This window comes from Actinokineospora inagensis DSM 44258 (genome assembly GCF_000482865.1).
GTDB classification, from domain to species: domain Bacteria; phylum Actinomycetota; class Actinomycetes; order Mycobacteriales; family Pseudonocardiaceae; genus Actinokineospora; species Actinokineospora inagensis.
In genome coordinates this window covers 1-10,910 of sequence record NZ_AXWW01000095.1, presented here as the reverse complement: position 1 = coordinate 10,910, position 10,910 = coordinate 1, and the positions used below count along the sequence as shown (strand labels likewise).

Here is a 10,910-nt window from a genome sequence, read left to right as displayed (position 1 = left end):
CCCGTTGTGGTGAAGTTGTTTTGTTTGGGGCCCCTAGCGGCAGCCTCAGGTAAGGCTAAAAGGCGGGGCCACTGGAAAGCGTGGCCTTACCCGCCAGCCGGCTTAGGCCACCGCCTCCCCCAAACAAAACAACTTCACCACAACGGGCGGTTGGGATCGGCGGGTCCCGAGGCGCGCGGTGCAGGTTGGTGGACTTCGTCGATATGGGGTGGGTTTCTCGGGGTGCGGTGCAAGAGTGGAGCTTCGTCGATTTGGGCGTTGGCTTCGAGGGGCGGTGCGGGTGGTGGCGCTTAATCGGTGAGGAGTGGGTTTGGCGCGCGGTGCGAGAGTGGTGTTTCGTCGATGGGCGTTGGTTTTGAGGGGTGCGGTGCGGGGAGTGGTGCTTGGCGGAGGAGGGGGCGGGTTGGGGCAGTGGGTGTCCGCCTAGGGGGTGGGGGAGACGCGGCCGTGGTGGATGAACCAGCGGAGTTGGTCTACGGCTTTGTGGAGGGTGTCGGTGCGGTCTTGGATGGCCAGGGAGCGGAGGGACGATATCTCTTTGCGGTACCAGGATATTCCCTCGGCCATGGCGGCGGCTCGTGCACCGTTGCGGGTTGAGTCCATTGTGGAGAGGCGGCTGCGGATGGCGCCGAGGTAGTAGGCTACGACGCTGGCGATGGCGCCGGGGATGTCGACGTCGACGTCGCGTTGTTCGCGGGCGAAGAGGCGGACCAGGTCGGGGATTCGGTAGCTGTCCACGGCTGGTGTCTCCAGGAGGCCTGCGTCCACTAGGCGGTCGGCGGTGCCTCGGGCGGTGTTGGGGTCGCGGCGGAGGAGGGCGGCTAGGACGTCGAGGCCCAGTAGGGGCATGTCGAGGGCGCCGAGGAGTCGTAGGGCGGCGAGGGCGTCGGTGTCGTCTTGGTGTCCGAGCAACCGGAGTCCGCCGCGGAGGCTGGCTCGGACGCTGAGTTCGCTGCTGGCCAGCAGGTCGAGTCGGCAGCGCGGGTCGGCGAGGCGGTTGACGAAGTCGCGGAGGGACCATGAGGGGCGCGCGGCCAGGCGGGTCGCGGCGATTCGCAGTGCCAAGGGCAGGTATTCGCAGCGTTGGGCCAGTTCGCCCGCGGCGTCGGATTCTGCCTCGATGCGGCGTGCGCCGACCGAGTCGCGCAACAGGCTGATCGAGGCGGCGGCCGATAATCGTCCGATGTGGACATACGAGCGGGCGCCCGCGACTTCCAGTGGCGCGCGGGACACGACAAGCAATGCGCAGCCGGGGGGCGGTGAAGTGAGGGGGCGGACCTGGTCGGCGCGGTGTACGTCGTCGAGGATGACGAGTACCCGGAGGCCTGCGGCCGCGGTTGGCCAGCCGTCGGGGCCGTCCTGGGGGCGGGGGGCGGTACTGGTGGCGTGCGCGAGTGAGCCGATCACCTCGACCGGGCGCAGCGGGGTGACGTCGGTTGACGAGCGCATGTCCAGGTAGATCTGGCCGTCGGGGTACTGGTCGGCGAGGCGGCGGGCGGCGAGGGCGGCGAGGGTGGACTTGCCGGTACCCGCGAAACCGTGCACGACGCAGGCGCGGTCCTCGGTGAGCCGGGTGGTCACGGCAGCCAGTTCCTCGTCGCGGCCGAGCACGTCGGCGTCCCGCTCGCCCGTGACGACGGGACCGCGGTGCAGCCGTGCGCCCGACACGGCGGGCGTGGGTCCGCGCTCGGGGGTGCCGAGCAGCGCGGGGTCCCCCTGCAGGATGCGTTGCTGCAGGTCGCGCAGGGGCTTGGTCGGTTCGATGCCCAGCTCGTTGACCAGCAGCTTGCGCAGGTCGCGGTAGGCGCCGAGGGCGTCGGCCTGGTCGCCGCACCGGTACAGGGCGAGCATCAGGTGCGCGTGCAGGCGTTCCCGCAGCGGGAATTGGGCGACCAGCAGCTTGAGCTCCGGCAGCAGCGACTCGTGCTGGCCGAGTTCGATGCCCACGCCCAGCCTGCCCTCCGCGATGGACAGTTGCGCTTCCTCCAGCCGCGCTCGCTCGGCCATCACGGCCGGGGTCATCGCGACGTCGGCCAGTGGCGTGTCCCGCCACAACGCCACCGCGGCGGCGAACGACTCGGCCGCCCCGGCGAGGTCGCCGCCCGCTTGACGGGACCGCGCGGTGACCGTGAACGCCTCGAACTCGTGCACGTCCAACGACATCGGCGGTACCACGAGCCGGTACCCGGGCGCCTGGGTGACCAGCACCGTGCCCGCCTGGTCGCCGAGCGCTGTGCGCAGCCGCCACACGTAGCCTGCGAGCAGGCCGCTGGCGGTGGCGGCGGGACCGTCCGGCCACAGCTCCGCGATCAGCCGGTCCACGCCGACCACCTGGTTGGCGTGCAGCAGCAGCACGGCGAGCAGGGAGCGCTGCTTCGCCGAGCCGATCAGCCGCCACGCGCTGCCGTCGTGGTACTCCAGCGGGCCGAGGATGCGGAACCGCACCGGTGCCCGGCGGTCCGCACCGACGTCCGGGGTGCCGCGGTGCCGAGCCGCCGTCGTCACCCGTGCGCCCTGTGCCGCCTCGACCCGGCGGTGGGCCGGATCGGCGACGCGGGTGCCGGTCACCACTCGGCCAAGGGGGCGCGGACGTGGACGCGTTCCCGGTCGTGCGAGACGCGCAGGGTCACCGGGAGGCCCGCATCGCAGCGGAACCGCTGGTCGAAGGTCTGCACCGCCTGGCGCCAGTGGGTGTACCGGTGGCGCGGGCCGTTGGACAGCGTGATGCCCGGCGCGAGGTCCAGCTCGAACCACATCGCCACCGCGTCGCACTGCCCGTCGATCACCGGCAGCGTGGTCACCTCGCTCGTGCCCGCGGGCTGGTCGGTGCCGAAGTCGACGTTCAGCAGTTCGAACGGCGCGGTCAGCATCCGGTGGTCGTGGCTGTGCAGGTAGGTCGAGAAGTACTCGGTGGACCGGAACTGGTTGAACGGGCTGACGTCGAAGCCGCACGCGACCGTCACGTTGTTGTGCGAACGCAGCCGGTCGCTTTCCACCAGTTGGCCGAGCAGCCTGCCGCGTCCCGGCACCAGCCGGGCGTTGGGGGTGAGCAGCTCGCGGCGGGCGTGCTCCAGCGCGGGCAGGGCGTGCTCGCCGAGCAGCGCGCAGTCGAAGATCTCGGTGACCAGGACGTTCGCCCTGGTGGGCAGGTCGATGCCGACGCGCAGCGCGGTCGACCGGGCGTCGACCACCTTGATCGTGTCGGCGTAGCCGTTGGCGCGCACGATCTGCCGGGCGGCGGCCGCGATCACCGGCTCGGCCTCGCAGGTGATCACCGTGCTCGCGCCCGCCTTGGCGGCCAGCAGCGCGAGCAGCCCCGAGCCGGTTCCGATGTCCAGCACGACGTCGCCCGGCCGGACGGTGGCGATGATCGCCTCCTCGTAGGCGGCGTTGCGCTCGTGGTCGTTCATCATCGCGAAGTGCCAGCGCGGCACCACCTGGCGGACGGCCCGGTTCAGCAGCCGGGCCTGCCGCTCGTCGCCGGGGCCCGCCAGCAGGCTGGCCACGCGCAGGCACTCCATCGCCTCGCCCGCGGCGGCGCCGTGCAGCAGGGCCTCACCCCTGGCCGTCAACGACCTGACCAGCTCCGCGGTGTCCGGCGGAGGACCGGCGGGCGCGAGCTCGCCCGGATCGGACACGGGAAGTTCGGCTTGTTGGGTCACGGACGACCTCATTCGGCTCATCGCAGGCTGGGCAGACGGGACAAAAAGGACTGTTCGGAAAGGACTGGCCCGCGATCACTTGGCCAGCACGATGGAGTTGACAGCAGCGGGGGAGTCGGGGGAGTCCGGCTCGGCGGGCAGGTAGGCGATCACCCGGTCGCCGCGCTGCACGACCGCCACCCCGCGCGCGCAGAGCCGGTCGACCCGGAAGTCGTTGCCGTGCCACGGACAGCGCAGCTTGCCGTTCTCGATCCGGCCGAGGTGCAGCGGGCCGCCCCGGTGGGCGCACCGGGAGGCGATCACGTGCACGGCGCCGGACCGGTCGTAGGCGAAGAAGTGCCGGTCACCGAGGACGACCGTGTTCTCCCGGGGCCAGTCCAGTTCGACGCGGACGCTGCGGCTCATCGCTCGCCGACCACGACGACGGCGTCCTCGTCGGCGGACAGCCCGTACAACCGGCCCTTCGGCACGCTGACCCCGCTGCCCGCGGCCACGGTGAGCGGATCGCCGGTGCCGCTGAAGTGCAGGTGCACCCGGCCGCTGCTCACGTCCACCGAGGTGTCGACATCGGCCACCCTGGTCTCGAACGCCGTCGTCGGGCCGATGTCGCGGATTTCCGGCACGCCCGGCGCCTGCTCGACGTCCGCGGTGGAGCGGGCGGGCCGCGCGGACGGCGTCCACGCCAACTGGGCCAACAGGTCCGCGTCGGCGAGCGAGCTGAGCAGCCGGATCTCCTCGACGCCGCGGATCAGCCCGCGCGCGGCCACCGGGCCGTGCTTGCGGGCGAGCGGCATCAGCAGGTCGTGTACGGCCATCCGGCCGTGGTGCTGGTCGATGTGGGCGTGTTCGTCGCAGTAGCGGGTGTCCACGGCGTCGCCGAAGATGGTGCGCAGCACCGTGGTCAGCCGGGCGAACCACGGCGCGAAAGTGGCTTCGAGCAACGCCATCGCGCCGATGTAGCGGAAGAACCCGGTGCGGTCGTGGGTGACCCGGTAGAAGTAGTTGTTCACCGCGATGGACGACGGCAGGTAGAAGAACCAGTAGTGGTGCGGGCTGGTCCGCATGCCGACGCTGCGGCACAGGTCGGTGAACAGGGTGCTGTGCTTGGCGTCGAACACGCCGTAGCCGAACTCGTCGATGAAGATCTTGAACAGTTCGCTCTGCTCGGGGCCGAAGGCGCCACCGAGGTTCTGCGACATGGCGGTCGCCTCGGTGAGGCCGTCGAGGGCCATCTGGACCATCAGCATCTCGGCGGCCCGGCGCGGGTCGGCGGCCCGCTCGACGGCGGTCTGCACCGGGAAACCGCCGGTGGTGGCCTCGTGGATGGTGGCGTCGAGGTGGCTGAGCGTCTGCGCCTCGTCCCAGTGCCCGTTGACCCGAACGGAGTCGTCGAGGAAGCCGAGGGCGAACCGCTCGGCGGTCGGCCGGATCCGGTCGGCGAGCACGCGGCTGTCCGGGTCGTAGAAGGCGGCGAAGTCGCGTTCCTTGCCGCGCAGGCCGTCGACCGGCAGGAACATCGAGTCGCTCTCATAGACGTTCATCAGCACCCGGTTGGCGAGCAGGCTGTCGTCGGAGGCGAACCGGTCCTCGGTCAGCGGTCGACGCCAGTCAATCCCGGCCAATCGGGCACGGTCGAGCGGGCGCCGGTACGGGTTGTCCACTAAGTACGGTTCCGGTTGTGGTCGGTAAGCGTAATTGTCGGCGTAGTTGGTGATCTGCTGACTCACGGACTCGTCATGATTCAAGCCCAACGCGGTCATCGACGTCCTCCAGCAGTCAGAGCGGTGCACCGATGCCTCAGCAGGTCGCAGCGGATGATGCACTATTCCCGGTAAGTGCAGCACATGTCCAGACCGGTTTGGACCCGCTTCCGCGCGGGTGACCATAAATGGGTCAACCAGTTGCGCCGAACGGTGTAGTCGGGTGTCACGCGGGTGGTTTCCGGATGAGTGCTTACATCGGGAAAACATTGGCACCGAGACCCGTGCACCCGCCCTACATGCCCTCTGACCAGGTAAGATGTAGCGACGGCCGTGTAACCCGCCTGCCTATTACACCGGATGATCATCTCGTTTTCGTCGATATCACCGCGACGGCCGCAACGGCCATGCCCGCCGGAAATGGCCCGAGGAAAACAGTCTTCTAGCACGCGATGACGATCATGATACGCCCATTTCTTGGGCGGGGAACTGGGACCGTTTGCGCGGAGGTCTCGACGAGCTCTGCGTCGCCCAACCAGTTCAACCAATGGTCTTCGTCATCGAGGAAGTGTTGCGGACCCGACAACCGCCGCGAGTCGGCCTTTCTGCACGCGGCGGTTGTCGGTCCAGGCGGACTAGCCGCAGTTGGTGCCCGACGCGGTCACGGTGGCCGTGTCGATGTCGCCACCCCAATCGACGCACACGCCCGCGGCGGAGCGGTACACCGGGCCGGCGTATGTCCCGAAGTAACCGGGGTCCTGTGTCCACACGATGTCGTCGGACCTGGCGATCCTGGCGTTCATCCACAGTTTCGCGCCAGGGCTGTTGCGCACGGTGACAACGCAGTTGAGGCCGGTGCCGTTGTTGTAGGTGAGGTAGACCGTGCCGCCGGTGAGGTCCCGGTGGTTGACCACCCCGTACCCGCTCCCGCAGGCACCGTTGTACGACGCCGCCGAGGCGACCCCCGGTGCGAGGACCGCCGTGCCGAGCGCGATCCCCGCGGCCGTCGCCGCGGCGACCGCCTTGTGTGCCACTCTCATCGATTCCCCTTGTCGATAGCTGGTTTTCTGCCGGGCCGTCACGCGTTCAGTCGATGTCCGCGCCGTCCGGCCCTGCGAGGATCACACCGTCCATCCGTTGTCCGACAGGGGTTTACACAGACTGACAACAGTTCTGACAGGGGGAAAGTTCGATGCTCGACGATCAGGGGGATCTGCGGCGGGAGGCCAGGCAGGAGGCGGCTCGCCGGTTCGCGGGGGAACTGCGTGAGCTGCGGGAGGCCGCGGGTCAGCCGTCGCTGCGGCAGATGGCGGCCCGCTCCGGCCGCATCTCGCACACGACGTTGCACGACTGTCTTTCCGGTGCTCGGCTCCCGTCCTGGGAGGCGACCCGCGAGTTCGTCCGCGCCTGCGGGGGAAATGAGGAGGAGTGGCAGGCGCGGTGGAGCGCGGCATCAACAGCGCCGAGTCCGGACGAAAGCGTGGTAACCGACGAAACCGCGTCTGTTGTCCCGGACAGCGCCGAGGTGGCGACCCCGCCGACTCGCCCTCGGCGCAGACGGCGGCTGTTCGTCCTGCTGGCGACAGGTGCCGCGGCTGCGATCGCCGCTGTGGTTTTCCTGATCCCGAACAGCCAGAACACTTCGGCGAACACGTCATCGTCGCCCACAACGGACGTGCCGGGTCCACTGGTCCCTGACGACCGGTCTCGGTTCATCGGCGACCTCACCATTCCGGACGGCACGGTCGTCAGCCCGGGAACCCGGTTCACCAAGATCTGGGAGATTGAGAACTCCGGTCTGGCGATCTGGCGCGGTCGATACCTGGAACGCGAAGACCTGCCGGTGACACCCGACACGTGTCAGACCCCGGAACGCATCGCCATCGGCGACACCTTGCCCAACGATCGGGTCAAGATCAGTGTGGACGTCACCGCGCCCAAAACGCCCACAACCTGCATGGTCAAATGGAAAATGGTGGACTCGGCGGGCCGCCGCTTCTTCCCCTCCGCACGCCCCGTCTACTTTCTCGTTTACGTGCGGGGCTAGCCGCCGAGCTCACGGCAGCGGGCTCGCCGTGCTGAAAGGCCGTCGGTCCAGGCATGGAACCGCTGGTTACCGGGTATGCCCGACTCGATGAGCGATGTCGAGGGAGGCCCGTTGTCCGCTGCTGTGCGCACCGCCACCGGTTTGGGGTGGCTCGACGCCGAACGTCCGGCGCGGATACCCACGCCGCGATCCACCACCGGTGTCGCCGCCGTGGTGCGGGAGCGGCTCGCGGCCGGCGCTCTCGACCTGCCGTTGCCGGGGGTCGACACGCTGGAGCGGTGGGCCGGGTTGGTCGAGTTGGGACGGACCGACCTGGCGGTGGCCCGGTTGGCGGAGGGCCACGTCGACGCGGTGGCGATCTTGGCCGAGGCCGGGCGGGCCGCGGTGACCGGGGCGCTGTACGGGGTGTGGGCGTCGCGATCCGGCGGGGTGTGCGCCCGGCTGGTCCGCGGGCGGGTGCACGGGGCGATGCGGTTCTGCTCCGGTGCGACCAACCTGGACCGCGCGCTCGTGGTCGCGGTGACCGACGCGGGCGCGGTGTCCCTGGTGGAGGTCGATCTCGCCCACCCCGGGGTCATCCCGGATCCGACGACGTGGCAGGCCATCGGCATGGACGCCTCCGACAGCGCGGACGTGCGGTTCGACCAGGTCGAGCCCGCCGCCGTCATCGGGCCGCCCGGTTGGTACACCGCGCGCCCCGGGTTCGCGGCGGGCGGCGGTGGAGTCGCCGCCGTCTGGCTCGGTGGCGCGGTCGGGGTGCTCGACGACGTTGTCGATGTCCTGGCTGCCCGCACGGCCGATGAGCACCAACTGGCCCACCTCGGCGCATTGCACGCCGCTGTCGCGGGCGCGGGCGCGCACCTGGAGCACGTCGCCAGGCTCGTGGACCACGGCGTCGCGACCGGTCACCACCTGGCGACCTGCCGGGCGGTCGTCGAGCGCGCCGCCTGGGAGGTGGTGGACCGGGTGCCGAGGATCGTCGGGCCCACGTCGTTGGGCCGCGACCGCGCGTTCGCCCAGCGGCTGGCCGACCTGCAGGTCTACGTGCGCCAGCACCACGCCGAGCGGGACATGGCCGCGCTCGGTCGAACCGTGCTGGACGCCGGGTGAGCGGGCGGCCCACCACCGGGGAGACCGAGTGGACGTCCTGGCTGACCGGCCTGCGCGAGTTCCCCGACGAACGCCACGACCGCGCCGTGGTCGTGGCCGCCCACCCCGACGACGAGACCCTCGGCGCGGGCGGGCTGATCCAAACCCTGCACGAGCGCGGCACCGAGGTCCGGCTGGTGGTCGCGACCGACGGGGAGGCCGCCTTCCCGGCGATGTCCGGCACCGAACGCGCCGAACTGGGCCGCACCCGTCGCCGCGAACTCATGGCCGCGCTGCGCGCCCAAGGGCTCGACGGCGTCGAGGTCCAGTGGCTGGGGCTCCCGGACTCCGGGCTCACCCGGCACCAGGACGAACTGGCCGACGCGCTCGGTGTGGCGCTGGCGGAGGCCGACCTGTGCCTGGTGCCGTGGCCGGGGGACCCGCACCCCGACCACCAGTGCGCCGGCGCGGTCGCGTTGCGGGTCGCGCCCGGCACCGCGCACCGCTGGTCCTACCCGATCTGGATGTGGCACTGGCTGCGGCCGGAAGATCCCGCTGTGCCGCGCTCACGTGCGTTCGCCGTGCCGGTCGATCCCGTGCGACGCGAGCGGAAGGCGGCGGCCATCGCGGCGTTCGCCTCCCAACTCGACCCGCGCGACCCGATCCTGGACGCGGCGACGCTGAACCACTTCGACCGCGCCGTGGAGGTCGTGTTCCGCGAGCCGCCGCGCGAAAGCGCCCCGGTGGGCCGGTTCGCCGACCTCTACGCCGCGCGCACCGACCCGTGGTCGGTCGACGACACCTGGTACGAGCGGCGCAAGCGCGCGATCACCCTCGCCTGCCTGCCGGACGAGCGGTACGGGGTGGCCGTGGAACCGGCGTGCGGGATCGGTCAGCTCACCGCCGACCTCGCCGCGCGGTGCGACCGGCTGATCGCGTTCGACCCGGTACCCGCCGCCGTCGAACGGGCACGGGCACGCACCGCGAACTCGACCAACGTCCACGTCGAGACGGGTGCGTTGCCCAACCTCCCCAGTGGACCCCTGGACCTGGTCGTTTTCAGCGAAATCCTCTACTACTTGGGCGACAGCGATCTGGAATCCACAGTGGACAAAGCGGTTTCCGTGCTGCGCCAAGGCGGGCACCTGCTCGCAGCGCACTGGTTGCCGTGGGCCGCCGAGGCACCCCGCGACGGCATGGACGCCCACCGCCGCCTGCTGGCCCACCCCGACCTCGACCCACTCGTCGAACACCTCGACCGCGAGTTCGCCGTCCACGTGCTGCGCCGCCGGTGACGACACCGATCACCGCCGTCGCGATCGCCATCCCGGCCCGCGATGAACACGACACCATCCACGCCTGCCTGCGCGCGATCACCGCCGCCGCGCGCGCACTGGGTCCGACAGCGGCCTGGTCGTTGTGCGTCGTCGCCGACCGCTGCGCCGACGACACCGCCGCCCTCGCCAAGTCCGCTTTGGACGGTCATCCGGCGGTGGTGCTCACCAACGACATCGACCGCCCACTCGGTGAGATCCGCGACCTGGGGCTGCGGCACGCCCGCGCGCTCCTGGATCCGCACCGGCCCGCTGAAACCTGGCTGCTGTCCACCGACGCCGACACCACCGTCCCCGAGAACTGGCTCACCGACCACCTGCGGCTGGCCACCACCGGGACCCACGCCACCGCGGGCACGGTCGACCTCGACCACCTCGCGGGCCTGCCCCTCGCGGCCGTCCGGCGCTACGCCCGCGTCCTCGACCTGGCCCGCGTCCCCGAGGGCCACGGCAACGTCTACGGCGCCAACCTCGGCATCCGAGCCGACGCCTACGACACCGTCGGCGGCTTCGGCCCCCTCAACACCGGCGAAGACCACGACATCTGGCGCCGCCTCGGCCACACCGGCCACCGCCGCGCCTACGCCGACCACATCACGGTCACCACCAGCGCCCGCACCCACGGCCGCGCCCCCGGCGGCCTCGCCGACCTCCTCGCCACCCTCACCCCACCGTCCCCCAACCAACGGTGACCCCTGCGGGTCTATCCCATGATCGGGGTTTCCGGCGGTGTTGATCAGTAGGTTTGGCGCCCGACCGACGGTCACCGAACGTAATGGCGAACGCGTTCATCACAGAGGGTTATTCAGGCGGATTCTGGTCACGCCTCTGTGATCATCAATGTGGGGGCGGTTGATAGGGACAGCGGCCGGTTTGGGAGAGTTCGGTTATCACGCCAGAGACTCTCAACGAACGGACCGCCTGACATGTGTCATGCCACCGGCCTGGCGCGGGTCTCCATCGAGAACGTGTGTGCCGCGATTCACCACGGAACCGGCGGGCCGACTCGACGGTGGCCGCCGGTGTCGGGGTTGTTCACCTCGGTGGTGGTCACCTTGGCCTATCTGCGCCGTGATCG

The 10,910-nt window shown here is 70.4% G+C and carries 9 protein-coding genes; 4 read left to right on the top strand and 5 right to left on the bottom strand.

Annotated elements, in window-relative coordinates:
• Positions 1 to 423: 423 nt before the first annotated feature.
• The 5 genes from H504_RS37000 to H504_RS0125675 form a co-directional block, all read right to left on the bottom strand.
• Positions 424 to 2,568 carry an AfsR/SARP family transcriptional regulator gene (locus H504_RS37000; protein ID WP_169735461.1) on the bottom strand — a complete coding sequence of 715 codons (2,145 nt, stop codon included), beginning with the start codon at positions 2,566 to 2,568 and terminating at the stop codon, positions 424 to 426.
• The gene (locus tag H504_RS42155) at positions 2,565 to 3,674 is read right to left on the bottom strand and encodes a 50S ribosomal protein L11 methyltransferase (RefSeq protein WP_051386267.1); all 1,110 of its coding nucleotides are present in this window, start codon (positions 3,672 to 3,674) and stop codon (positions 2,565 to 2,567) included. Before H504_RS42155 ends, H504_RS37000 begins: the two co-directional genes overlap by 4 nt.
• Positions 3,675 to 3,737: 63 nt before the next feature.
• Complete coding sequence (locus H504_RS39035; protein ID WP_051386266.1) at positions 3,738 to 4,067, bottom strand: Rieske 2Fe-2S domain-containing protein; 330 nt, start codon at positions 4,065 to 4,067, stop codon at positions 3,738 to 3,740.
• Positions 4,064 to 5,422: an iron-containing redox enzyme family protein gene (locus H504_RS36985; RefSeq protein WP_051386265.1), complete on the bottom strand. Its 1,359-nt coding sequence runs from the start codon at positions 5,420 to 5,422 to the stop codon at positions 4,064 to 4,066. Before H504_RS36985 ends, H504_RS39035 begins: the two co-directional genes overlap by 4 nt.
• Positions 5,423 to 5,997: 575 nt before the next feature.
• Positions 5,998 to 6,402 (bottom strand): hypothetical protein, encoded by a 405-nt coding sequence (locus H504_RS0125675; RefSeq protein ID WP_051386264.1) that lies wholly within the window; start codon positions 6,400 to 6,402, stop codon positions 5,998 to 6,000.
• A gap of 152 nt (positions 6,403 to 6,554) precedes the next feature.
• Here H504_RS0125675 and H504_RS36980 point away from each other — a divergent pair, with 152 nt between their 5' ends.
• The 4 genes from H504_RS36980 to H504_RS0125655 all read left to right on the top strand — a co-directional run bounded on the left by H504_RS36980 (position 6,555) and on the right by H504_RS0125655 (position 10,524).
• The gene (locus tag H504_RS36980; RefSeq protein WP_051386263.1) at positions 6,555 to 7,409 is read left to right on the top strand and encodes an NBR1-Ig-like domain-containing protein; all 855 of its coding nucleotides are present in this window, start codon (positions 6,555 to 6,557) and stop codon (positions 7,407 to 7,409) included.
• Positions 7,410 to 7,496: 87 nt separating this feature from the next.
• Positions 7,497 to 8,519 (top strand): acyl-CoA dehydrogenase family protein, encoded by a 1,023-nt coding sequence (locus H504_RS0125665; RefSeq protein ID WP_084468215.1) that lies wholly within the window; start codon positions 7,497 to 7,499, stop codon positions 8,517 to 8,519.
• Entirely contained in the window at positions 8,516 to 9,793 is a 1,278-nt protein-coding gene (locus H504_RS0125660) for a bifunctional PIG-L family deacetylase/class I SAM-dependent methyltransferase (protein ID WP_245614458.1), read from the top strand. The genes H504_RS0125665 and H504_RS0125660 overlap by 4 nt, the downstream gene beginning before the upstream one ends.
• A complete protein-coding gene (locus H504_RS0125655; RefSeq protein WP_026425119.1) occupies positions 9,790 to 10,524 on the top strand; it encodes a glycosyltransferase family 2 protein in 735 nt (244 codons plus the stop codon). The genes H504_RS0125660 and H504_RS0125655 overlap by 4 nt, the downstream gene beginning before the upstream one ends.
• Positions 10,525 to 10,910: the final 386 nt, after the last annotated feature.

Coding starts and splice junctions, on each gene's coding strand:
- H504_RS42155 (WP_051386267.1), bottom strand. CDS start 3,674: ATGAGGTCGTCCGTGACCCAACAAGCCGAACTTCCCGTGTCCGATCCG.
- H504_RS39035 (WP_051386266.1), bottom strand. CDS start 4,067: ATGAGCCGCAGCGTCCGCGTCGAACTGGACTGGCCCCGGGAGAACACG.
- H504_RS36985 (WP_051386265.1), bottom strand. CDS start 5,422: ATGACCGCGTTGGGCTTGAATCATGACGAGTCCGTGAGTCAGCAGATC.
- H504_RS0125675 (WP_051386264.1), bottom strand. CDS start 6,402: ATGAGAGTGGCACACAAGGCGGTCGCCGCGGCGACGGCCGCGGGGATC.
- H504_RS36980 (WP_051386263.1), top strand. CDS start 6,555: ATGCTCGACGATCAGGGGGATCTGCGGCGGGAGGCCAGGCAGGAGGCG.
- H504_RS0125665 (WP_084468215.1), top strand. CDS start 7,497: ATGAGCGATGTCGAGGGAGGCCCGTTGTCCGCTGCTGTGCGCACCGCC.